Below are 22969 nucleotides of genomic sequence, written 5' to 3' on the forward strand. Positions count from 1 at the left end.
TACAGATCGTGCCTGGATCGACTTCTGTAGGAGCAAGGCTTGCCCGCGATGGCGCCCGCAAAATCGCCATCGCGGGCAAGCATGCTCCTGCAAGAGAAAGGACCTCGTTTCATCGCTTGCACCACAACCGTGCAGACGGGCGTCGCACTGATAGGTATAGTGCCGCCCCTCTTCGCGTGAGCGGTCGTCGGTAACGAGGCCCAAACCCATGCGAAACCCGAACTAATAACAACCCGCGATATGGAACCGGGACGAACCCTCGCCTCACCTGTCATGCCTTGCGCACGTCGGTGTAACGCGATGTTTCTGCCTCTCCAGCATTTGCTTAAACAAAAAACAGCGAGGAATAATCCATGCTCGAAGTCATCAACGACTTCCTCTCAGGGAAAGTACTGATCGTGCTCATTGTCGGGCTCGGTAGCTACTTCACGATCCGCTCGCGTTTCGTTCAATTGCGCCACTTCTTCCACATGTTTGCGGTATTCCGTGACAGCCTCAAAAGCAGCGCCGGGCAACTCAGTTCATTCCAGGCCCTGATGCTCAGCCTCGCCGGCCGCGTCGGTGCGGGCAACATCGCCGGTGTCGGCATCGCCGTGACCCTCGGCGGGCCAGGTGCGGTGTTCTGGATGTGGGTGACCGCGCTGGTCGGCATGTCCAGCAGCTTCTTCGAATGCTCCCTCGGCCAGCTCTATAAGCGCTGCGACTCCGACGGCACTTACCGTGGCGGCCCGTCCTATTACATCCAGCATGGCCTGCAGAAACGCTGGTTGGGGATGATCATGGCGTTCCTGCTGCTGATCACCTTCGGTTTCGCGTTCAACGGCCTGCAATCCCACGCCGTGACCCACTCGCTGAACAACGCGTTCGGCCTCGACACCACCTACACCGGCCTCGCGCTGGCGGTGCTGCTGGGCCTGGTGTTCATCGGAGGCATCAAGCGCATCGCCAAGGTTGCTGACCTGCTGGTGCCGGTGAAAACCCTGGTGTACATCGGCGTGACCCTTTACGTGATCGTGCTGCAATTCGACCACGTTCCAGCGATGCTCATGACCATCGTCAAAAGCGCCTTCGGTCTGGACCAGGCCTTCGGCGGCCTGATCGGCAGCGCCATCGTCATGGGCGTGAAGCGTGGCGTGTTCGCCAACGAAGCGGGCCTGGGCAGTGCGCCAAACGTGGCGGCGGTCGCTTCGGTCGAGCACCCGGTGGCACAAGGCGTGGTTCAGGCGTTCAGCGTGTTCCTCGACACCTTCGTGATCTGCACCTGCACCGCGTTGCTGATCCTGCTCTCGGGCTTCTACACCCCTGGCTTCGAAGGCGACGGCATTGCCCTGACCCAGAACTCCCTGGCGGCCGTGGTCGGAGACTGGGGCCGCAGCTTCATCTCCGTGGCCCTGTCGTTGTTCGTGTTCACCTCGATCCTCTACAACTACTACCTGGGCGAGAGCAACCTGCGCTTCATGATCGGTGAAAACCGCTGGGCGCTGATCGGCTACCGTGCCCTGGTATTGGTGTTGATCTTCTGGGGTGCCATCGAAAACCTCGGCACGGTGTTCGCCTTCGCCGACATCACCATGACCATGCTCGCGTTCGTGAACCTGATCGCGCTGTTCCTGCTGTTCAAGGTCGGCATGCGCATCCTGCGTGACTACGATGACCAGCGTGCCGCCGGCATCAAGACCCCGGTGTTCGATTCGAGCAAGTTCCCGGATCTGGACCTGGACCTGCAAGCCTGGCCAGCCAACCCGCCAGCCGCTGCGCCAAAAGCAGCCGTTGAGCCGCAAGGCGTACCCGCAGCGCAACGCTGATCGGTAAAAAACCGGGCGCCTCCCCTGCGCCCGACGTGACACAACGTACGGCCGGCGTCATGCTCGGTCGTATGTTGTTTTCGCTTTCGGAGAACCTCCATGAATGCCTCGACCTACCCTGCCGCCCAGCACGTCATGGTGCTCTACACCGGCGGCACCATCGGCATGCAAGCCAGCGCCCACGGCCTGGCCCCGGCATCCGGTTTCGAAGTGCGGATGCGCGACTACCTGCACAGCCAACCAGAGCTGGTGGTGCCACAGTGGCGCTTTCGCGAGATGAGCCCGCTGATCGACAGCGCCAACATGACCCCGGCCTATTGGCAGCAACTGCGCGAAGCGGTGGTCGATGCCGTGGATGTCCAGGGCTGCGACAGTGTGCTGATCCTGCACGGCACCGACACCCTCGCCTACAGCGCCGCCGCCATGAGCTTCCAGTTGCTCGACCTGCATGCCCGCGTGTGTTTCACCGGCTCGATGCTGCCGGCCGGCGTGACTGACAGCGATGCCTGGGAAAACCTCAGTGGCGCGCTGGTTGCCTTGGGCCATGGTCTGGCGCCGGGCGTGCACCTGTACTTCCACGGCGAACTGCTGGACCCGACCCGTTGCGCGAAGGTGCGCAGTTTCGGTCGTCATCCGTTCAAGCGGCTTGAGCGTCAGGGTGGCGGCGTGAAGGCGGCTTCTCTGCCGGCAGCGCTGACCTACAACCAACCCAAGCAATTGGCGAACGTCGCGGTACTGCCGCTGTTCCCCGGCATTGGTGCCGACGTGCTGAATGGCCTGCTCGACAGCGGCATTCAAGGCTTGGTGTTGGAGTGCTACGGCAGCGGTACCGGGCCAAGTGATAACCCTGAGTTTCTCGCCGCGCTGGAACGGGCGCGGGACAACGGCGTGGTGGTGGTGGCGGTGACGCAGTGCCATGAAGGCGGGGTCGAGCTGGATGTGTATGAGGCGGGCAGTCGCCTGCGCGGTGTCGGCGTGTTGTCGGGCGGCGGCATGACCCGAGAAGCGGCGTTCGGCAAGCTCCATGCGCTGCTCGGCGCCGACCTGGATAACGCCGACGTGCGACGCCTGGTCGAACTGGATCTGTGTGGCGAGTTGAGCTGATCCATCGCGATTTGTCGGCGCCTGCGAGGTGGCAGGCGCCGGCTAGCCGCGCGGCTTACTTCTTGACCTGATAATCCTGGCCCCACACACGCACCGTGGTGGACGTCTCGATCGGCCCTTCAAAGGTGAATTTCTGGCGTACCGCCGCTTTGGGCGGAACGGTGACCTCATCCGGGTTATCCAGGCTGGCGGTCAGCCCGTTGGCGTAACCGTCCTGATCGATCGCCAGCAAGGCGCCGGTCTGCTTGAGATTGATCAAGCGCAGTTGGCTGTCGCTGCTGTTCTTGAAGCCCAGGGTGACAATAAACGTGTCGCCGACGGCCTCGGTCTTCAGCACTTGAACATTGATGCGGTCCTTCATTTGTTCGCGAGAGGAAACGATCGCAGCGCCATCAACGCCTTGTGCCGATTGACGCCCATCGAGCACCCCTTCACTGACCCCGCCCAACAGGTTCTTGCCGGCCGAAATCGCCGACGAGACCGCCGCCTTGGCCGAATCCTTGATGCTGCTGCCGTCGGCCGGCTCGCCTTCGGCAAAGCACAGCGAGCTGAGCAACAGGCTGGAGGCCAGGAGGATGGAGCGCGATGGAGTGAATGTCATACCTAGTCCTTTATGGTTGTTTGCCACGCCACCCGAGGGTGAATGGCAGGCAGGTTGCACCAATCGGCTATCGGCGGCAAGCAGGCGCCCACCGGGGCGGCATGCAACTTGCTCCCTTCCGGCAGACCTCATGGACGGAAGCGAACATGCTGCACTCCCACCTCACCACGCTCAACGCGGTCTCCCTGGTGCTCAACGCCTTCAAGGCCCAAGGCCTGTCCAGCGAAGCGCTGCTCGCGGGCAGCGGCATCAGCGCGGCGGACCTGAGCCGGGCGGACACGCGCATCACCACCAACCAGGAGATGCAGGTTTGCGCCAACGCGGTCGCGCTCAAGCGCGACATTGGCCTGGAACTGGGCCGGCGGATGCACGTTTCGTCGTACGGCATGCTCGGTTATGCGCTGCTCACCAGTGCCACCTTCGGTGACGCTTTGCGCCTGGCGATCCGTTATCCGGCGCTGTTGGGAACACTTTTCGAGCTGAGCCTGGAAGACGATGGCGAGCGCATCTGGTTCGTCGCTGCCGATTACCGGGAAAGCCCGGCACTGGCGGTGTTCAATGCCGAGTTCTGCCTGGTGTCGCTGAAAGTCATTTGCGACGACCTGCTCGGCCATCCGCTGCCACTCTTGGCTGCACGCTTCGAACACGTGGCGCCGGACTATCAGGCGACTTACGCCGAACACTTCGACTGCCCACTGAGTTTCGAGGCGCGGGACAACGCGTTTGCCTTCGAGCGCAAGTGGCTCGACCAACCCCTGCCGCTGGCGGACGTCATCACCCATCAGGCCATGGCCGATCGCTGCCGCAAGCAGAACACCGAGTTCACCGGGCGCCAGGCGTGGCTGGGGCGGATTCGCCAGTTGCTGCGTGCGCAGTTGAATGCGGCGCCGGGGCTTGAAGGGTTGGCGGTGCAGATGAATTGCTCGGCGCGGACGTTGCGCCGGCACCTCAAGGATCTGGGCTGCAGTTATCAGGAACTGCTTGATGAGCTGCGGTTTGAACAGGCCAAGCAAATGCTTTGCGAGGACCAGTTGCCGATCTATCGGATTGCCGAAGCGTTGGGGTTCAGCGAAACCGCGAGTTTTCGCCATGCGTTTGTGCGCTGGAGTGGTGTGGCGCCCAGTCAGTTCCGGCCTTAGCACTGATCGCGCTGATCGTGCTGATCGTTCCCACGCTCCTGCGTGGGAACGCCTCTTGGGACGCTCCGCGTCCCGGTGACGCGGAGCGTCACGGGCTGCATTCCCACGCGGAGCGTGGGAACGATCAAGGGGTGCGCGCCCAACCCTGGGGCATTGTCGCGCCAATAAGGGGCGAATTTCGGTCAGATCTTTTGGCCATATCAATCCCCTTTTGGCCTTTCCTGCCGTTCTCCCAAACGCCGCGCGCCGCAAGACTGTGTTCAACCGAATCAGCCTGCGGAGAACAAGAAAATGCTGACGATCTACTCGGACGATCACCACCTGCACCACGGCCGTTGTGAATTGATGGACGGGCAGCTAATGCCCTGCTTCGAAATGCCGTCCCGTGCCGATCATGTTCTACAGCGCGTGCAAGACCGCGACCTCGGCCCAGTGGAAGCGCCGCAGGATTTCGGCCTGGTGCCGATCCAACGCATCCACGACCGCGACTACCTCGATTTCTTCAAAGGCGCCTGGGCACGCTGGACCGAGTTCAACACCGACGGCGACTTGCTGCCCTACACCTGGCCGGCCCGCACCCTGCGCCGGATCAAACCCGCCAGCCTGCACGGCCAGCTCGGTTATTACAGCTTCGACGGCGGCGCCCCGATCACCGCCGGCACCTGGCAAGCGGCATACAGCGCAGCCCAAGTGGTGTTGACCGCCCAAGCCGCCATTCAATCCGGCGCCCGCAGTGCTTTCGCGTTGTGCCGTCCACCGGGACACCACGCCGCCAGCGACTTGATGGGCGGTTATTGCTACCTCAACAACGCCGCCATCGCCGCCCAGGCCTTTATCGATCAGGGCCACCAGAAGGTCGCGATCCTCGACGTCGACTACCACCACGGCAACGGCACGCAATCGATTTTCTACGAGCGCAGCGACGTGCTGTTCACCTCGATCCACGGCCACCCGGAAGCTGAATTCCCGTTCTTCCTCGGCTACGAAGATGAGCTCGGCGAAGGCCCCGGCGAAGGTTTCAACTTTAACTACCCGTTGCCCGCCGGCTCCGGCTGGGACACCTGGAGCGCCGCGCTGGAGCAAGCCTGTAAGGAGATCGAGAAGTACGGCGCCGACATCGTCGTCGTGTCCCTGGGCGTGGACACCTTCAAGGACGACCCGATCTCCCAATTCAAGCTCGACAGCCCGGATTACCTGGCCATGGGTGAGCGCATCGCGAAGCTCGGCAAGCCGACGCTGTTCGTGATGGAAGGCGGCTACGCGGTAGAAGAAATCGGCATCAACGCCGTAAACGTTCTCGAAGGTTTTGAAAGCGCCCAATGAGGAATTAGAACAATGAACAGACTCAAGCGTTTTATCGCTCCAGCGCTGTGCGCGACGCTGCTCAGTGGCGCCGTGCACGCCGAAGAGCGAACGTTGCGCGTCTACAACTGGTTCGACTACATCACCCCCAAAGCCCTGGACGATTTCAAGGCGCAGAACCCCCAGACCAAACTGGTCTACGACATCTTCGACACCAACGAAGCGCTGGAGGCCAAGCTGCTGACCGGCAACTCCGGGTATGACGTGGTGGTGCCGTCCAACGTGTTCCTGGCCAAGCAGATCGAAGCCGGGGTGTTCCAGCCGCTGGACCGCAGCAAGCTGCCGAACTGGAACCACCTCGATCCCAAGCTGATGAAGCTGATCGAAGCCAACGACCCCGGCAACAAATTCGCCGTGCCCTACATGTACGGCACCATCCTGATCGGCTTCAACCCGGACAAGGTCAAAGCCGCGCTGGGTGCCGACGCGCCGGTGGACAGCTGGGACCTGATCTTCAAGGAAGAGAACATCAGCAAGCTCAAGCAGTGCGGCGTCGCCCTGCTCGACTCGCCGTCGGAGATTCTGCCGCTGGCCCTGCAACACCTCGGCCTGGACCCCAACAGCAAAAAGCCTGCGGACTACGACAAGGCTGAAGCGCTGCTGATGAAGATCCGGCCGTACGTCACCTACTTCCATTCCTCCAAGTACATGGCCGACATCGCCAACGGTGACATCTGCGTCGCAGTCGGTTATTCCGGCAGCTTCTCCCAGGCTGCCAACCGTGCCAAGGAAGCCAAGAATGGTGTGGTCGTCGATATGCGCCTGCCGAAAGAAGGCGCGCCGATCTGGTTCGACATGCTCGCGATCCCTAAAGGCGCGAAAAATACGGAAGACGCCTACACCTTCATCAACTACCTGCTGCAGCCGCAAGTGATTGCGCCGGTCAGCGATTTCGTCGGCTACCCGAACCCGAACAAGGACGCCACGGAGCTGGTCGACCCGGCCATCCGCAACAACCCGAACCTGTACCCGACCGAATCGGCGATGAGCACGCTCTACACCCTGCAACCGCTGCCGCGCGATGCCGAGCGCGCACGGACCCGGGCCTGGACCAAGATCAAGTCCGGGACCTGATAGTCGCCACATAAGACCCGCCCTCGCGCGGGTCTTTTTTGCCTGCGATAAATAATTACCACCTCAACCCGCGCCCCGTTCCCTACCGTCGTCGTTCCCGCTCCGGTCACAAGGAAACGACCATGACGCCGACGTCCACGCCCGACCGCCAAAACGCCGAAATACTGCTCCAGGAAAAAAATGCGCTGATCTCCCAGACCAATCAGGGGCCCGGCCTTCAAGAGGTCGGCGCCAAGCTGTTGCGCCATGCCTTGAACGAGCAGTACCCGGAACTGGCGATTGATCCGGACCGCACCTTGATCGTCACGCCGCAATGGCAAACCACCACCGACACGCAGACGCGTCTGGCGCCACACACCGAGACACTGACCGCCGCGTTACTGCGCCAGAGCCAGTCCTCGCAGGTCGCCAATTTCATCGAAGGCGAGCACTTCCTCACCCCCGCGCCATTGACCGAACCGGTGATGCAACTGGCCGTCAGCATCGAAGACATTGCCCTCGTGCTGAACAACTATGCGCCGCTGCTGTACATCGAATTCCAGCAGCAGCAACTCGACTACTGGAACACTTCGGTTAAGCACAAACCTCGCTGGCATGAACTGAGCGACACCCTGAGGAAGGCCTTGAACCTCCAGCACGTCAACGGCTGGACGGCTGAGCAGTGCGAGGTCGCCCGTGCCGTTTCCGCCCACCCGGACAAGGCTGAGCGTTCCCGAGCCAATACAGCGATCCCGGGCATTCAGGCCTGCCTCATCGATATCGACTACAACGAACCGGACAACCACCGCCACCTGCTGCTGGGCGGTGCGATCGTCTTGAAAGCCGTGCATAACCAGCTCGACATCCTGTTGCTGTACACCATCGAAGGTGGCTACGAAACGTTCGAATCCATGGCCGCACTGGGCGCGTCCCTGCCCGCGCGCATCGCCATGGAAACCGCCGGAAAGTCACTGCAATGGCGCTTGTTCGAGCCGGACGGCAACGTGTTCGACCACATGGCCTGGGCACTGATCGCCGCTCAACTGGAGGCCATCGCGACGCTGATATCAGCCCCCGACGCGCAAAGTGCTTTCTTTGCGTCGAGCGCCCATGGGGTCGGGCGCTTCAACGAAGAGGAAAAAAAATACCTCGACCAACTTGAAGCCGCCATTCCCGACTGGCTGTCGAAAGCGTCGGCCACCGAGCTGCAAGACTACGGCCATTACCTGTCGACTCAGGGCCGGCTGCGCAACACCTACGGTCTGAATGACATCAAGTTGATCCGGGATTACGCCCAGGAGCAGATGCGCAACGCGATCGTTGCGAACCGGCGCGAGCATCACGCCAATGACGCCGCCCAACTGGCGCTTGATGAACTGCGGATCAGCATTACCAACAGCTTCACCGTCGGCGCCTTCACCCTGCCCAACCCCCACGATACCCAGGTCGAAACCCTCGGCGAATTTGCCCTGCAGAACACCCCGCCCTACCAGGCCGACATCACGTTCAACAACAACCAGCCTTGCCCGCCATGGCTCACCGTGGACTACCTCGGGACCATGGCCCGCCAGGTCAACGTCGGCAAACACTACCCGGCGTTGCTCAAGACCCGGCTGATGGATGACGCCCACCAGGCACGACTCCAGCAGCAACGTTACGTCAGCCTGTTGCCCGACCTGCTCAGGCTCAAGGCCCTGGAATGCAAACTGCAAAACGAGGGCGGCGTCGACGAGACGGGCTATCGCTATGTCTGCGAGTTGATGGACATCGCCCAGGGCCATGCTCGCAAGCATCCGATCGACATCACTCTCCGCCCGCTGAGCTTTATTCCCCGCTATCGCGCCCTGTCGACGGCCGACACCGTGGCCAATATGTTTATCATCGGCCCACGCCATCCCCACGAGGGGCCGTGCCTGCTGTATCGCCCGGCACTGGAACAGCCATTGCTGCAATTCGCGTCGTTACAGAACCTGATTTACGCCATCCACCAACCCGGTGAATTGCGTGACTCGGTGCTGGCCTGGCTGCCCACGCCCGCCCTCAGTTTTGAATACGCTCAGTACGTATTTCCCGTCGGCCTGCCTTCGCCCTGGCTGGCGACAGAAACGGGCGTCGAACTGCTGCTGAATCTGGACCTGAGCGGCCCGATCAGCCTGGGTTCCGAGGTGATCACCGCTAACCTGCTCGCCACGCTCTTCACCAGCAACGCCCACACGCTGGTCGAACAGGCTGACCGCCAATCCCTGTCCAATGGCGAACGCCGCTGGGCGCTGCTGCGGGACAGTGGCTGGGCGATTTTCAACGTGGCGTCGACGTTCCTGACCGGCCCGGTGGGGACTGCGGTCTGGGTCTGGCAAGGCATCGAGCAATTGCAGCAGGGGCTGGCGGCCCATGAGCGGGGCGACAGCCTGGTGGAGTGGACGTCTCTGGGGGATGTGCTGATGACCGTGGGCATGCTGCTGATCCATCAGGCCAACCTGCGCCGCACCCGCGATGAAGTCGAGCATTGGCGCGACAAACGCAAAGACTCGGCGCCACGCCACCTGGCGTTGCGCCCCACGCCCCTGCCCGCGCTGACCACTATGACCCTGGAACCCACCGCGCTGGCCGGCGAGCTCCCCGCCGAACACGCCACAGCGCTGGAAGCCGGCGAATCGGTGCCGCGCCGCACCCCGTCGGCCCTGGGGGTTTATCTGGACAGCGTCAAAGTCAGCGCGCCGGACCTGACCCACAAAGACGTGGCCATCCTCAACCAGGCGCCGCCGTATCTGTACCAACTCAACGACAAACACTACGCCCGGGTCGTCAATCGCTGGTTCCAGGTGCTGATCAATGACGATGAACAGGTGCAGATCTTCAATCCGAAAAACCCGTCACGCAGCGGCCCGCTGTTGACCCACGACCTGCACGGCAACTGGTACGTCGATACGCGGTTGCGCCTGCGCGGTGGCGGGATGAGGAGTCGGCTCAAGGCCATCAAACTGGACAAGGCCCAGCGCAAGGAGGCCCTGCAGGAAAAGATCCAGGCCTTCAAAAACCGCGAAAGTGCCATACAAGCCGAAATCAATGCGCTTCAGCAGGGGATGTCTGAAGCCAGCGACCAGCAATTCGATGCCCACGCCCTGCGCCTGGTCGACAGGCTCGACGTGTTGATCGACGAACACCGGGAAGCCCTTGAGCACCTGAAGCAGTGGCGCGAACTGGGCGGCACGGTCGGCTACACCTATGACCTGCTGCGCCTGACGACCTTGCTCGAGAAACACCTGTCCCTGTGGTTTACGCTCAAGAGCAGCCAGTACTCCATCACCATCGCACCGATGACCGGCGAAGGCTCGATCAACCCCGAGCTGGCCGTGGGCGCCAGCGTTCCGGCCGCGCAAAAGGCCATCCAGTTGAGCCAGGCGATCATTGAACGCACCGAGCAGGCCTACCAAGCCGTGGCCGGTCTCAAGGTCCTGGGGCGCACGGCACGGGAGACGTCCCAGACGATCCGTCAGTTGCTGCCGCGACACTCACCCCTGGACTACAAGGCCAACGAAATCGGCCTGGCCTACGATCTCTGCGTGCAAGAACAGGCCAGCGCGCAAATGCCTCAAGCCCGGGCCGCCGTGGCGAACATCGTTATCGAAGCCTCCGAGGCCAGCCAAACACTCACGGACTTGGTGAGCGCACCGCCCGTCGAGCAATCGACCGAGCAACGCATCGCAACACTGACGCCACTGCTGGACATCTACGCCGATACGCTTCAGCGCATCGAGGACCTGCCCGGCCAATACCCGGGCATGACCCATCCCCAGGCATTGGCGCGCTTGCAGGCGCTGATCAAGGAATTCCAGGCCCTGGCGCAATCCCAGCTCTACGACCTGCTGCCCGAGGATGAGCTGCCGTTCGAGCGGGGCGCCACCGCCGCCGCGACGGCCGGCCCGTCGCACCTTCCGGGCAAGGTGCTGAAGACGCGGCCGCGGGATCCGCTGCCGGCCAGCGAGTCCAAACCCGAGGCGGCCCTGTTCAAGAAGTTCGCGCCCAAAAGTGGCGGGGCCGGTAAACCGGTGAGAACCGACAATGACGTCATCGTCGACGGGTTGGCGCTGAACCTCGGGCTGGAGGGTTTCATCACCCGCACCCGCGAGGACGCCCAACGGGCGAAGCGGATTCCGGCGGACATGCAGCACCTGTTCGATTCCCAGGCCCTCAAGTACGAGGAGGAAGCCACGGCGGTCGAGACGGCCATGGCGAACATTCGCGCGGCCAGCGGTATGCCGCCACCGGTCGGCACGTTGAGCCTGGAACTGCGCAATGGAGCTACCCGCCTGCGCAGCAGCGGGATCGAGGTGCGAGCCTCCATGTTGAAACAACGCAAACCGCGCCTGGAGTATTTCCAATGGTTGCATGACAACGCTCAGGTCCGGCTGGTGCGCAACCAACAGGGGCGGGTCAAAACCAAATCCCGGGGCGACTACTTCCAGGAGTACCGGATACTCGACATCGCGCGCAACGACCAGCCGCTGTGGCTGGCTCACTTTCACTATGCCGCCCTCGATAGTCCGGCCAACCAGCCCACCGCCGCGCACTTGAAAGTCGCGGACACGTACCTGGACACTCTGGACCCGGCGCTTCGACAGCAACTGACGTCGATCGAACCCGTGGATTACGTGTTTCGCCGGATCAGCGATCCGGCCACGCGCCGGTTATTTCTCGCCCTCGAACCACCGCCCCCCGCGTCGCCCCTGGCCTAGCAAGACCAGGCGGTACGCAGGCGCTTGAGTGCGCAGGCGATGTCGGCCTCCGGCACGGCGGCGAAGCCCAGCACCAGGCCGGCCCGCTGATCCAGTGGTCGCGTTGAATCGGGCAGCCAATAGCTGCTCAAACCGTTGATCTCGACCGCAACGGCGGCAGCTTTTTCGATGAGTTCCTGTTCACGGGCCAGGCTGTCGACCGGCACCGTCATGTGCAACCCGGCGGCGACGGTCGGCAAACTGCCCACGCCGGGAATGTCCTTCGGCCAACCGGCCAACAGCGCATTGCGCCGACTCAGGGCCGCACGGCGCATCCGGCGGATGTGGCGCTGGAAATGTCCGGCCGCGATGAACTCGGCCATGACCGCTTGGGTGCTGACTTCCGAATGCCGCACATCCACGGCGCGACGACGGGAAAACGCATCCACCAACCCCGGCGGCAACACCAGGTAGCCAAGGCGCAAGGCCGGGAACGCCACTTTGCCGAAGGTCCCGACGTAGAGCACTCGGCCCTGGCGATCCAGTGCCGCCAACGGCGCCAACGGTGCGCCGCTGTAGCGGTACTCGCCGTCGTAATCGTCCTCGACGATCCAGCCCTGGGTGCGCTCGGCCCACGCCAGCAATTCCAGGCGCCGGGCCAGGCTCATGATCACCCCGGTCGGGTACTGATGGGATGGGGTCACGTACGCCAGTCGGCAATCCTTCAAACCTTCCAGTTCGGCGCAATTGATGCCCTCACTGTCCACCGACACCCCGCGCAATCGGCCCCCGGCCACGGCGAAGGCATGACCGGCCGCGCGATACCCCGGATTCTCGATCGCCACTCCATCGCCCGGCTCGACCAGCAGCTGTGCACAAAGGCTAATCCCCTGCTGTGCGCCACTGGTGATCACAATTTGCTCAGCCGTGCACTGCATGCCCCGCGAACTGCGCAAATACGCGGCAATCATCCCGCGCAGGCGCGCATCGCCCGCCGGGTCGCCGTAGCACAACTGCTGCAGATCCGGTTTGCGCCAGAAAGCCGCGTTCAGCTTGGCCCAGACCTCGAACGGAAACAGATCGAAGGCCGGCACGCCCACGCGAAAAGCCTTCGGCGGACCACTCGGTGGCAGGGCCAAATGGTTGTTTTCGACCCGCTGCAAAGCACCGCTGTGGATAACTTTACTGGATGGAATCACAGGTAAATCCAGCCAATTTGTGGATAAGGCTGGGGGTAACCCTGTTGACAACCCTGTGGATACTTTTGTGGATAGTTTTTTTGCCGGCAGCACGGTTTGCGGCAACTGCGCGACGTAAGTGCCGTCGCCGACCCGCCCTTCGATAAAGCCCTCGGCGTAGAGCTGATCGTAGGCGCGGACCACGCTGTTACGGGAAATCGACAACGCCGCCGCCAGGTCGCGACTGGCTGGCAAACGCGTGCCACTGGCCAGGCGCCCGTCGAGCACGCGCACGCGCAAGGCCTGGTAGAGCTGACGGCTGAGCCCTTGGCGGGGATCGAGTTCGATACCGGCGGGGTTGAAGGACAAGGACAGCGGCGCATCGGTCATGGCCTGAACCTATCAAGAATGGACCTATGAAATTGGCCAGTAATGGCTCTTACAACAGACCAATAGCCTGCCTAGGATGGAGCCATTCGCCAAGGGATATTTCCATGTACAACCCCAGCTCGTTTGCCATCCAAGATTTGCCGGACTTGCAGCAGCAGATACTCGCCACCCGCCTCGCCATCCTGGTGACCCACGGCGAGCAAGGTTTGCAAGCCAGTCATATCCCGGTGCTGCTGGACGCCGAACAGGGTCCGAATGGCACCCTCTACGGGCACTTCGCCAAGGCCAATCCGCAGTGGAAAGACTTGCAGAACGGTGCCGAGGCCATGGTGATTTTTGCCGGTGCCGACGCCTACGTCAGCCCGGGGTTTTACCCGAGCAAAGCCGAGCACGGCAAAGTCGTGCCGACCTGGAATTACGTGGCCGTGCACGCTTACGGTGTGGCTGAAGTGTTCACCGACGCCCATCGTCTGCTCAATTTGGTCAGCGCCCTCACCGATCGCCACGAAGCGGGTCGCGCCCAGCCCTGGCAAGTTGCTGACGCCCCCGCCGACTACATCGACGGTATGCTCAAGGCCATCGTCGGTTTCGCCTTGCCGATCCAGCGCCTGGAAGGCAAACGCAAACTGAGCCAGAACCGCAACGCCGCAGACATCGCCGGTGTGCGCGAAGGGTTGGCTGCCAGCCCCGACGCGCAGGACCAGGCCCTCGCCCACTTGATGCGTTAAGGAATGAACATGAGTCAGATCGAGATTCGCCAGGTCACTGCCGACGACCACGCCGCGTGGTTGCCGTTGTGGCAGGCCTACCTGCGCTTCTACAACACCGAATTGCCGGAAGTCGTGAGCCAAAGCACCTGGCAGCGCATGCTCGACCCGAACGAGCCGACCCACTCCGCCCTCGCCTGGGCCGATGGCAAAGCGGTGGGCATGGTGAACTTCATCTACCATCGCTCGAACTGGAGCATCGAAAACTCCTGTTACCTGCAAGACTTGATCGTAGAGCCCGAAACCCGTGGCACCGGCGTCGGTCGCAAACTGATCGAGTTCGTCTACGCCACCGCCAAAGCGGACGGTTGCTGCAAGGTTCACTGGCTGACCCACGAGTCCAACGCCACTGCGATCCAGCTCTACGAGCGCATCGCCGAACGCCCGGGCCTCCTCCAGTTTCGCAAAGCCCTTTAAGGTTCAAGGAGAACAACAATGACCACTTCACTCGCAGACTGGAAAGGCGTCCCGGCCCCCACGGTTCAACTACTGGAAGGGCGCTTCATCCGCCTGGAAAAACTTGACCCGGCGCGCCACGCCGACGGCTTGTTCAAAGCCCTGCAAGGCCCTGGCGCCGACCCGAAACTCTGGGACTATTTGCCTTACGGCCCCTTCCCGGAGCGCAGCGTATTCAACGACTGGCTGAACAACCACGCGGCCAACAGCGACCCGTATTTTTTCACCGTGATCGACCGTGCCAGCGGCGACGTGCAAGGCATCCTCAGCCTGATGTCCATCGTCCCGGTCCAGGGCCGCATCGAAATCGGCCACGTGACTTTCGGTGCGTCGATGCAGCGTTCACCGAAAAGTACCGAGGCGGTTTACCTGCTGGCCAAGGAGTCGTTTGCCCTGGGCTACCGGCGTCTGGAGTGGAAATGCAACAACGGCAACGCCCGCTCCAAATACGCGGCCGAGCGTTTGGGGTTCAGTTTTGAAGGGGTGTTCAGACAGCACATGGTGGTGAAGGGACAGAATCGCGATACGGCTTGGTATTCGATTCTGGATTCGGAATGGCCGGTGGTTGGGGCGGGGTTTGAGCGATGGCTTTCAGATGAAAACCAGACGGATTCAGGGCAACTGAAAACCTTGGCCGAGTGCCGCGCCTAGTGATCGTTCCCACGCTCTGCGTGGGAATGCAGCCCGGGACGCTCTGCGTCCCATCGAACGCAGAGCGTCCGTAGAGGCGTTCCCACGCAAAGCGTGGGAACGATCTTTTCAGACGAGTTTCTGGGCCAGCACGGCGATATGCTCCGGCCCAATCCCGCAGCACCCGCCTAAATGGCTCGCCCCACGCTTCTGCCAATCGGCCGCCCAGTGCAGGTAACCTGGCGGATCGAGATCGTCGCGCAACGGGTCCAACCCGTCGTTGGCCGTGGCCTCTTTCGGTTGCGGCGGGAAGGCGTTGGCGTATGCGCCGATGTGAATATTCACACCCAACCGCTCGAACGTTTTCCGCGCTGCATCAATCGCCGCGCCGATGACTTCCGGCTGGCTGCAGTTGAACAGTAACGTCTCGACACCCAGCTCAGCGGCCACGGCGGCTGCTTCGGCCACCGGCTCGCCGGAACGCAAGCGCGGCACGTCGTCGGTGTCTTCATCCTTCAAAGTAAACGACAGCCAGAACGGTTTGCCATCGTTCGGCAGCCCGGCGTGGATCGCCCGCGCCTCAACGATCGAGCTCTGGGTTTCCGCCAGCCACAAGTCAACGTGGGGCGCGAGGCCCTTCACCAGCGGCGTCAGCAATTCCGTGACCCGCGCAGCGTCGAACAGGTCCGGGCGGTAGGAACCAAACAACGGCGGCAACGAACCGGCCACGCGTACCGGTTTACCCGCCGCCTCCACCGCACGCCGGGCCAACTCGCCAGCCAACGCCGCGAGCGCCTGGCCTTCAGCGGCAAAGCGCTCTTCGCCGATATGGAACGGCACCACCGCATAGCTGTTGCTGGTGATGACGTTTGCACCGCTTTCGATATAGGCCGCGTGCACCGCCTCGACGGCTTGCGGCGCTTCGCTCAAGGCCAGCGCCGACCACTCGGGTTGCCTGAATGGTGCCCCACGGCGCTGTAGCTCACGACCCATGCCGCCATCCAGAATCACTGTGCTTCCTGCGCCCATATGCTTTTCACTCATAAGCTTATGAAAATAACTCACTACCAGAGTCGTTCTTATAACTATTTAATACGTAACATCTGGTTAATAACAACCTCTTTTTTCAGGGATCGACTGTGAAATTTCAACCGCTATTGGCCTTGGGCCTGACGATTCTGGCTGCCTCCACTCAAGCCTTTGGCGGCGCCACGCTGGATCGCGTCGAGCAAAAGAAAGAACTGGTGGGCGTGTTGATGGAAAGTTATCCACCGTTCTCGTTCCTCAACGACCAGAACCAGCTCGACGGTTTCGACGTCGATGTGGCCAAAGCCGTGGCCGAGAAACTCGGCGTGAAACTGCGCCTCGAAACCCCGTCCTGGGACGTGATTGCCGCCGGCCGCTGGAGCGGTCGCTACGACATCTGCATCTGCTCCATGACCCCGAGCAAGGCACGCGCCGAAGTCTTCGATTTCCCGGTCGAGTACTACGCATCCCCGGCGGTGATCGTGGTCAACGCCAAGGATGACCGCATCCATAACGCCAAGGACCTGAGTGGCAAGAAAGTCGGCCTCACCAGCGCCTCCAGCTACGAAAGCTACCTGAACAAAAACCTGGTGATCGAAGGCGCCGAAGACACGCAGTTGCAGTACCCGTTCGAGGACGTGCAGATCGCTCCGTATGACACCGACAACGTGGCCTTCCAGGATTTGGGCCTGGGCGCCGGTGTTCGACTGGACGCGATCCTCACCAACCTGGTGACCGCGCAACCGCGCCTGAACGAAGACAAACGCTTCAAACTGGCAGGCGAGGCGCTGTACTCCGAGCCGAACTCGGTGGCCATCGAAAAGGGTGACGCGCAGTGGGACGGCAAAGTGCGTGAAGTCTTCGCGCAGCTGAAACAGGACGGCACGTTGAGCAAGCTCTCGCAAAAATGGATCGGCGCTGATATCAGCAAATGACTTCTTTCCCGACACCTCCCCAGCCGCCGCAACCCGTCGCTGAGTCACGGCTGCAACGGATCTTCGGATTTCGCACGCGGCTGTACCTGACCTGGGCGGCGATGCTCGGCTTGTTCGCCAGTTTTTTCCTGAGCTTCGACCTGAAGTTCTCGATCATCCTCGACAAACTGCCCAACCTCGTCGGCCTGCACCTGGCGCCCAACGGCTTCCTGCAAGGCGCGGCGCTGACGTTGTTTCTCTGCGCCTGCTCGATCGTCGCCTCATCGCTGCTGGGCTTCATCACGGCCTTGGGGCGGCTGTCGAAAAGCGCCGTGGCGTTCGGCATTGCGAGTTTCTACGCGTCGTTCTTTCGCGGCACGCCGCTGCTGATCCAGATCCTGCTGATCTACCTCGGCCTGCCGCAACTGGGCATCGTGCCCGGCGCCATCGCCGCCGGAATCATCGCCCTGTCGCTGAACTACGGCGCTTACCTGAGCGAAATCTTCCGCGCCGGCATCCTCGGCGTCCCCCACGGCCAACGGGAAGCCTCCCTGGCCCTGGGCATGCGCGAAACCGTGATCTTCTGGCGCGTCACCCTGCCCCAAGCCATGCGCACCATCATCCCGCCGACCACTAACCAATTCATCTCCATGCTCAAGGACTCGTCGTTGATCTCGGTGATGGGGGTGTGGGAAGTGATGTTTCTGGCGCAGTCGTATGGGCGCTCGAGTTATCGGTATATCGAGATGCTGACAACCGCGGCGGTGATTTACTGGGTGATGTCGATAGGGTTGGAGCTGATACAGGCGCGGATGGAGCGGCATTACGGCAAAGCCTATGTGAGCCGTAGCTAGGTCGAAACACGACACTCCCGAAGGCTGCGATCTTTTGATCTATAACGCATGCAGCCTTCGGTAACGACTTGTTGTCGACTTAGCTGAAATCCCGTCGAACCCGCACCACGCCCATCTTCAAGCCAAACGGTTTGAACACAGAATTGAGCGACTTCAGCGTCTGATTCCCTTCTCCATGCTCGATATGCACCAGCGTGCGCACAGAAATTTTGCACATCTTCGCGAACTGGGTTTGGTGCAGGCCGGTGACCTCAACCCGTAATCGACGGACTGCTTCGCCTATTTCTAGAGTGCCTTGGGCGAGCCCCTCTTGAATGCCTTCGATCAACAGAGCGCGGGCATCAATGGTAATGGTCATCTCAGCCCCCATGTCTTCAAGCGTTGCTCAAGATTTCTCAACGCAACCCCAGGGTGATTCATAGTGGCCTCAGGAAGACCGCTGGCGGTGAGAATGTCCGGCAAAGCCAACAAGCGATCAGCATCCGCTCGCAGATTTTCAAAGAGCGATTCAGGATCTCCGATATCCGCCAATGCATTGCATACCTCGCGCCATTTCACCTCGCCCGCCACCTCCAGGTCTTTGGGCCATTTAGTGGTGCGCGTGACTCCCTCGTCGTCCATCACCATTGGAGCCAAATCGTAGATCGGAGCAAGGCGGAAGGATTCTGTGCCGCGGATAATCGAAGTATTGCGGCCATGGTTATCGGAGTTACCCAGAATTTTATTAAGCAAATCACGACGTAGATAATCGGACACCAGCGCAGGAACCTGATCGACCTGCCCGACTTGTTTCCACAGCCGAGCGAGGAGCTGGATCACCTCAAGGTGGTTCATGTAACTGCCGGGGACTGTCACACCTGCCAGCGAGTAGATCGATTCAACCGCTAATCGCTCAACACCTTGATCTGTTACCTCCCGATCAAAGCGCTTCATCCAAAGACTGGGTTTTGTTGCTTCCTCCAGCGCGAGCCCATCTGCCGCTATCGTCTCGATCCCCAGAACGTGCAATGCCTTGTAATAGTGAAATTCGCTTTTGAGAATTATCTGATCAGTCTGGGCAGCTCTGTTACGAGCAAATTTAACAAACCAATGCTGCGCCACTTGATCGTCGCTCAGTACAGCATCCGGATATAGCAGGCCGTCCCGCCCTTGAGACATCAAAAGCTTGGGGGCTTCACCACCTGCCCCCGTGGCACCGCCTATCGCTGCGCCCTGCTCATAGGCGTACTCCAAAAAAGTATTATCGCGAGCGACTACTTCTTCTCGACGAAAACCTATGGCGGGCCTGTCGTCTGCCTCTTGAGCCGACTCCTTGATACGCATGTGGCCGATAGGGGCGGGGGTGCTCCGTCCCAGCAAAAATAAATCAGCGCTGATGCCTTCAGGTTTGTCCTGGCCAACGCGCGCCATAAGAAAGCGTCTTGCAGCGCCGGCAGGAGCGATGTCGAGCAAAAAGGCCGGCGCCTTTTTCAGCGACGTGTTATCCCAATCCAATGGCAACCTGGCGCTGACCGCTTTGGAAAAAGGCGATTCGATGCACTCAAGGTTGTTAGTCACATAGTCTTTTTTATAACCAAATCGACACGGCCCTTCGAAACCTTTTTCCGGCTCGGTAAAAACCAGAGTCATCGCATCAAGCCAATGACCAGATGTGTAGACCTGCAGCGTCAATGTGTACATAACTCACCTGCAATTTGATGCGTACCATCGTAAGAAAACGACCTGCTCATGCAATATAGTGCAGCCATGGGTAAACCATTGACCTAATTTACGCATTAAAATGCATTTATCAAACAAGCCGGATTAGATTTACGCATTAAAATGCAGAAACCTGTCATCACCCAGACATCATTCTGTAAAAACCCTCCGCTATACAACACAGCCCGCTTATAACAAAAAGGCTGTCCACCCCATGCCCTTCTCGCCCCAGCGTCTCGCCCTGACCATCGCCCTTCTCATCAGCGCCACCGCCGCCCACGCCAAAAACGTGCAGATCGACACCGCCACCACCGCCGCGCAAACCCTCGGCGGTAATGACACGCTGACAATTTCCGCGCCCGGCAGCATCACCAACAGCGGCAAGGCCGTGAGCTTGAAGGACAGCACCAGTGGTGTCGGCGTGGTGGTCGATAACGCGGGCAAGATCGTGTCCACCGGTGGCCGGGCGATCGACAGCAGCGGCGACCTGACCCAGGCGCGCAACTACAGCATTTATAACCGCAGTGGCGGGCAGATCCTCGGGTTCAACGATGCGTTGCGCATCGACAGCAACTTCGCCAGCGGCAGTCTGTTGATCGATAACAGCGGCATCATTCGCTCCACCACTGGCCAGGGGCTGGACCTGGATGCGCTACGTAGCAACAACGTGAAAACCACAATCATCAACCGCGCGGGCGGGCTGATACGCGGGGATGCCAGCGACGGCATGAAGACCGGGGCCAACGCGACGATCACCAACTATGGCGAGATCTCTACGGGTGATTCGCACAACGCCGACGAGAAGTTCGACGGCATTGATATCGACACGGCAACCGGCGTGACGGTGACCAACTACGGCACCATTTCCGCCGGACGCCACGGCATCACCACCGACCTCGGCGCCACGCTGGTCAACTACGGGCAGATCACCGGGCGCAACGGTTCGGGATTCGGCTCCGATGGCGACGGCACCGTCATCAACCACGGCACGATCACCGGCGCGTATTCGGGGCTGCAACCCAACGGTGACGGCGATGGCGTGGACATCGACAAGATCGCCCACATCGAAAACTACGGCACCATTCAAGGCGTCGGCGCGGGCGGTGTGGACAAGGGTGGTTTCGCTAACGGCAGCGAAGGCATCGCGTTGGGTGGCGGCTATGTATTGAACGCCAAAGAGGCGCTGATCAGCGGCGCCAACAGCGCGATCCTGGTGGACGACGGCAGCGGCGGTTCGGGGGCGGCGGCGACCACCCTGGAAAACTTCGGCACCATCCAGGGCCTCGACGGTTTCGGGGTGAAGTTCGTCGGCGAGTTTGCCGACAGCGTAACCAACGGCGGCACCATCAGCGGCAGCAACGGCTTGGCCCTGGACCTGGGCGGCGGCAACGACAGCCTGACCCTGCGCAACGGCAGCCGCTTCGTCGGTGTGGTCGATGGCGGCAGCGGTTATGACCGAGTGGTGATGGACGATGTGGCGGGCGGCAGTTTCGGTGCCAGTCGCAACTTCGAATGGCTGGAGGTCAAGCAAGGGGCCTGGACCCTGACCGGCAGCGGTGATTTCAGCGACGGCGGCGCGGTGCGCAATGGCGCGACGCTGCTCAACCAGGGCGGCATTGCCGGCACGCTGACGGTGGATCAGGGCGGCGTGTATGCCGGCGGCGGCTCGGTAGGCAATCTGCTGGTCAACGGTACGTTGCAGACCAATACGCAACTCGGCACTGCAACCATCACTCACGATTTGACCTTCGGCAGCGACGGCACCCTGGCCTATGGCGTGAATGCCGACGGCACCAGCGCCCCGGTGAAGATCGGCGGCACCGCCAATCTGAACGGCGCGACCCTGGCGGTAAACCCCGGCAGCGGCACTTACCCGTGGCAAAGCCATTACACCGTGCTTCAAGCCGCGAGCGTCAACGGCACCTTCGGCAAGGTCACCAGCGACTACGCGTTCCTCACGCCAACCCTCGCGTACACCCCGACTCAGGTCGATCTGACCTACACCCGCAACGACATCGCCTTCAATGAATTCGCCGCCACCGGCAACGGCAGCAACGCCGCCAATAGCCTGGCCTCGATGGGCAAAAACAACGCGCTCTACAACGCGCTGCTCAACACCACCAACGCCACGGCCGGCGCGGCGATTGAGCAACTGGCCGGCGCGAGCAACGCCAACCTGACCAGCGCCACCCTCGGCGCCAGCAGCCAGATTGGCGGCAGCATGCTCTCGGCGATGCAGCAAATGGGCGGCGGATCAGGCTTGCTGGTGGGCCTCGATCAACGGGACACACCAGTCCTCGCGTCCACCGGCGTGCCATCTGAAGCACGCAATCTCAACGACCCGAATGCCCAGGGCCGACTCTGGCTGCAAGCCATCGGCGGCTACGGCAAGCTCGACGGCGAACACGGCAACAGCGGTCTGGAACAACGCACCAAAGGCAGCGTGCTGGGCGCCGATTGGGCGCTCAATCCGCAATGGCGCCTGGGCGTGTTGGGCGGTTATTCGAAAACCGATCTGGATGCCACCGGCGTCGACGGCAATGTCGAGAGCTGGCACGCCGGGGTCTACGCCCTGCGCCAAAGTGGCCCGTTCGCGTTGCGCCTCGGCGCGGCCTACAGCGGCCATCAAGGCGAAAGCAAACGCACCGTCGCGTTCAACGGTTTCAACGACCGGCCAAAAGGCGATTACGACGCCGACAGCCAACAAGCCTTCGCTGAACTGGGTTACGCCATGGGCAACGGCCGCCTCAGCGTCGAACCCTTCGCCAACCTCGGCTACCAGCGCTATCACCGCGACAGCTACAAAGAGAAAGGGGGCGCCGCCGCGCTGCAAGTCGACGAGCAAACCCAAGACAACTTCAGCAGCACCTTCGGCGTTCGCCTGGCACACCTGAGCACCCTGGACAACGGCATGAGCCTGACCCCGCGCATGACCGCTGGCTGGAAGCACACGTATGGCGATGTCAGCAGCTCGACGCGCCAGGCCTTCGTGGTCGGCGGCACGGCGTTCAGTGTCGATGGCAGTTCGCTGGATCGCGACAGCCTGGTGCTGGAGGCGGGGCTGGATCTGGGGATTTCGGCGCGGCATACCCTCGGCGTTGGCTACAGCGGCGAGATTGGCAGCAACAGCCGCAATCATGGGTTGATTGGGCAGTGGCAGATGAGTTTCTGAGATTTCGCCAATCGAAGATTCCGGGAATGTTGTAGGCAAAGACGCCAATCACAGCAGGTAAAACCGGCCGTTCCTCAACGGCCGGTTTTTTTCTACAGAACAATC

Annotated in this window: 17 protein-coding genes; 12 read left to right on the forward strand and 5 right to left on the reverse strand. The window is 61.5% G+C overall.

From position 1 onward, the window contains the following. Window positions 1-353: 353 nt before the first annotated feature. Together ACY4LX_RS00650 and ACY4LX_RS00655 are read left to right on the forward strand one after the other, a co-directional pair. Window positions 354-1805: an alanine/glycine:cation symporter family protein gene (locus tag ACY4LX_RS00650; RefSeq protein WP_463258904.1), complete on the forward strand. Its 1452-nt coding sequence runs from the start codon at window positions 354-356 to the stop codon at window positions 1803-1805. 99 nt (window positions 1806-1904) lie between these two features. Next, on the forward strand, window positions 1905-2909 hold the full coding sequence (locus ACY4LX_RS00655) for an asparaginase (protein WP_463258905.1): 1005 nt from the start codon (window positions 1905-1907) through the stop codon (window positions 2907-2909). 55 nt (window positions 2910-2964) lie between these two features. Here ACY4LX_RS00655 and ACY4LX_RS00660 read toward each other — a convergent pair whose 3' ends face one another. Further along, entirely contained in the window at window positions 2965-3510 is a 546-nt protein-coding gene (locus tag ACY4LX_RS00660; protein ID WP_463258906.1) for a hypothetical protein, read from the reverse strand. A gap of 146 nt (window positions 3511-3656) precedes the next feature. Here ACY4LX_RS00660 and ACY4LX_RS00665 point away from each other — a divergent pair, with 146 nt between their 5' ends. The 4 genes from ACY4LX_RS00665 (at window position 3657) to ACY4LX_RS00680 (ending at window position 11800) form a co-directional block, all read left to right on the forward strand. Beyond that, the gene (locus tag ACY4LX_RS00665; protein ID WP_149659414.1) at window positions 3657-4649 is read left to right on the forward strand and encodes an AraC family transcriptional regulator; all 993 of its coding nucleotides are present in this window, start codon (window positions 3657-3659) and stop codon (window positions 4647-4649) included. A 291-nt stretch (window positions 4650-4940) separates the two neighbouring features. Beyond that, window positions 4941-5972 (forward strand): histone deacetylase family protein, encoded by a 1032-nt coding sequence (locus ACY4LX_RS00670; RefSeq protein WP_463258907.1) that lies wholly within the window; start codon window positions 4941-4943, stop codon window positions 5970-5972. A gap of 12 nt (window positions 5973-5984) precedes the next feature. Continuing rightward, window positions 5985-7085, forward strand: coding sequence for a polyamine ABC transporter substrate-binding protein (locus ACY4LX_RS00675; RefSeq protein WP_463258908.1), 1101 nt, complete (start codon window positions 5985-5987; stop codon window positions 7083-7085). A gap of 122 nt (window positions 7086-7207) precedes the next feature. Beyond that, window positions 7208-11800 carry a dermonecrotic toxin domain-containing protein gene (locus ACY4LX_RS00680; protein WP_463258909.1) on the forward strand — a complete coding sequence of 1531 codons (4593 nt, stop codon included), beginning with the start codon at window positions 7208-7210 and terminating at the stop codon, window positions 11798-11800. Here ACY4LX_RS00680 and pdxR read toward each other — a convergent pair. Next, window positions 11797-13347, reverse strand: coding sequence for a MocR-like pyridoxine biosynthesis transcription factor PdxR (pdxR, locus tag ACY4LX_RS00685; RefSeq protein WP_463258910.1), 1551 nt, complete (start codon window positions 13345-13347; stop codon window positions 11797-11799). The two genes, ACY4LX_RS00680 and pdxR, sit on opposite strands and share 4 nt — an antisense overlap. A gap of 104 nt (window positions 13348-13451) precedes the next feature. Here pdxR and ACY4LX_RS00690 point away from each other — a divergent pair, with 104 nt between their 5' ends. Genes ACY4LX_RS00690 through ACY4LX_RS00700 form a run of 3 tightly spaced genes read left to right on the forward strand, consistent with a single transcriptional unit; the run spans window position 13452 to window position 15221 of the window. Continuing rightward, window positions 13452-14075, forward strand: a complete 624-nt coding sequence (locus ACY4LX_RS00690; protein ID WP_463258911.1) for an FMN-binding negative transcriptional regulator — start codon at window positions 13452-13454, stop codon at window positions 14073-14075. Window positions 14076-14084: 9 nt separating this feature from the next. Continuing rightward, window positions 14085-14531 (forward strand): GNAT family N-acetyltransferase, encoded by a 447-nt coding sequence (locus ACY4LX_RS00695; RefSeq protein WP_149659407.1) that lies wholly within the window; start codon window positions 14085-14087, stop codon window positions 14529-14531. An 18-nt stretch (window positions 14532-14549) separates the two neighbouring features. Beyond that, on the forward strand, window positions 14550-15221 hold the full coding sequence (locus ACY4LX_RS00700; protein WP_463258912.1) for a GNAT family N-acetyltransferase: 672 nt from the start codon (window positions 14550-14552) through the stop codon (window positions 15219-15221). A 108-nt stretch (window positions 15222-15329) separates the two neighbouring features. Here the strand turns inward: ACY4LX_RS00700 and ACY4LX_RS00705 are convergent, their stop codons facing one another. After that, window positions 15330-16229, reverse strand: a complete 900-nt coding sequence (locus ACY4LX_RS00705) for a homocysteine S-methyltransferase family protein (protein ID WP_463258913.1) — start codon at window positions 16227-16229, stop codon at window positions 15330-15332. Between the two features lie 110 nt (window positions 16230-16339). Between ACY4LX_RS00705 and ACY4LX_RS00710 the strand changes: the two genes are divergently transcribed. Both ACY4LX_RS00710 and ACY4LX_RS00715 read left to right on the forward strand, forming a co-directional pair. Then, window positions 16340-17161 carry an ABC transporter substrate-binding protein gene (locus tag ACY4LX_RS00710; RefSeq protein WP_133835307.1) on the forward strand — a complete coding sequence of 274 codons (822 nt, stop codon included), beginning with the start codon at window positions 16340-16342 and terminating at the stop codon, window positions 17159-17161. Then, complete coding sequence (locus ACY4LX_RS00715) at window positions 17158-17994, forward strand: amino acid ABC transporter permease (protein WP_463258914.1); 837 nt, start codon at window positions 17158-17160, stop codon at window positions 17992-17994. Before ACY4LX_RS00710 ends, ACY4LX_RS00715 begins: the two co-directional genes overlap by 4 nt. A gap of 79 nt (window positions 17995-18073) precedes the next feature. On the opposite strand, the gene ACY4LX_RS00720 is transcribed toward ACY4LX_RS00715, so the two are convergent. After that, the gene (locus tag ACY4LX_RS00720) at window positions 18074-18352 is read right to left on the reverse strand and encodes a helix-turn-helix domain-containing protein (protein WP_463258915.1); all 279 of its coding nucleotides are present in this window, start codon (window positions 18350-18352) and stop codon (window positions 18074-18076) included. Beyond that, entirely contained in the window at window positions 18349-19674 is a 1326-nt protein-coding gene (locus ACY4LX_RS00725) for a HipA domain-containing protein (protein WP_463258916.1), read from the reverse strand. The genes ACY4LX_RS00720 and ACY4LX_RS00725 overlap by 4 nt, the downstream gene beginning before the upstream one ends. A 232-nt stretch (window positions 19675-19906) precedes the next feature. Between ACY4LX_RS00725 and ACY4LX_RS00730 the strand changes: the two genes are divergently transcribed. After that, window positions 19907-22864 (forward strand): autotransporter outer membrane beta-barrel domain-containing protein, encoded by a 2958-nt coding sequence (locus ACY4LX_RS00730; RefSeq protein ID WP_463258917.1) that lies wholly within the window; start codon window positions 19907-19909, stop codon window positions 22862-22864. Window positions 22865-22969 lie beyond the last annotated feature (105 nt).

This window comes from Pseudomonas sp. Emmai, from assembly GCF_055179735.1.

What these genes read in the sequence shown, in the direction of transcription:
- ACY4LX_RS00655 (WP_463258905.1), top strand. Translation starts at nt 1,905, where the DNA reads ATGAATGCCTCGACCTACCCTGCCGCCCAGCACGTCATGGTGCTCTAC.
- ACY4LX_RS00650 (WP_463258904.1), top strand. Translation starts at nt 354, where the DNA reads ATGCTCGAAGTCATCAACGACTTCCTCTCAGGGAAAGTACTGATCGTG.
- ACY4LX_RS00720 (WP_463258915.1), bottom strand. Translation starts at nt 18,352, where the DNA reads ATGACCATTACCATTGATGCCCGCGCTCTGTTGATCGAAGGCATTCAA.
- ACY4LX_RS00670 (WP_463258907.1), top strand. Translation starts at nt 4,941, where the DNA reads ATGCTGACGATCTACTCGGACGATCACCACCTGCACCACGGCCGTTGT.
- ACY4LX_RS00730 (WP_463258917.1), top strand. Translation starts at nt 19,907, where the DNA reads ATGCCCTTCTCGCCCCAGCGTCTCGCCCTGACCATCGCCCTTCTCATC.
- ACY4LX_RS00695 (WP_149659407.1), top strand. Translation starts at nt 14,085, where the DNA reads ATGAGTCAGATCGAGATTCGCCAGGTCACTGCCGACGACCACGCCGCG.
- pdxR (WP_463258910.1), bottom strand. Translation starts at nt 13,347, where the DNA reads ATGACCGATGCGCCGCTGTCCTTGTCCTTCAACCCCGCCGGTATCGAA.
- ACY4LX_RS00665 (WP_149659414.1), top strand. Translation starts at nt 3,657, where the DNA reads ATGCTGCACTCCCACCTCACCACGCTCAACGCGGTCTCCCTGGTGCTC.
- ACY4LX_RS00660 (WP_463258906.1), bottom strand. Translation starts at nt 3,510, where the DNA reads ATGACATTCACTCCATCGCGCTCCATCCTCCTGGCCTCCAGCCTGTTG.
- ACY4LX_RS00725 (WP_463258916.1), bottom strand. Translation starts at nt 19,674, where the DNA reads ATGTACACATTGACGCTGCAGGTCTACACATCTGGTCATTGGCTTGAT.
- ACY4LX_RS00705 (WP_463258913.1), bottom strand. Translation starts at nt 16,229, where the DNA reads ATGGGCGCAGGAAGCACAGTGATTCTGGATGGCGGCATGGGTCGTGAG.
- ACY4LX_RS00690 (WP_463258911.1), top strand. Translation starts at nt 13,452, where the DNA reads ATGTACAACCCCAGCTCGTTTGCCATCCAAGATTTGCCGGACTTGCAG.
- ACY4LX_RS00675 (WP_463258908.1), top strand. Translation starts at nt 5,985, where the DNA reads ATGAACAGACTCAAGCGTTTTATCGCTCCAGCGCTGTGCGCGACGCTG.
- ACY4LX_RS00680 (WP_463258909.1), top strand. Translation starts at nt 7,208, where the DNA reads ATGACGCCGACGTCCACGCCCGACCGCCAAAACGCCGAAATACTGCTC.
- ACY4LX_RS00700 (WP_463258912.1), top strand. Translation starts at nt 14,550, where the DNA reads ATGACCACTTCACTCGCAGACTGGAAAGGCGTCCCGGCCCCCACGGTT.
- ACY4LX_RS00715 (WP_463258914.1), top strand. Translation starts at nt 17,158, where the DNA reads ATGACTTCTTTCCCGACACCTCCCCAGCCGCCGCAACCCGTCGCTGAG.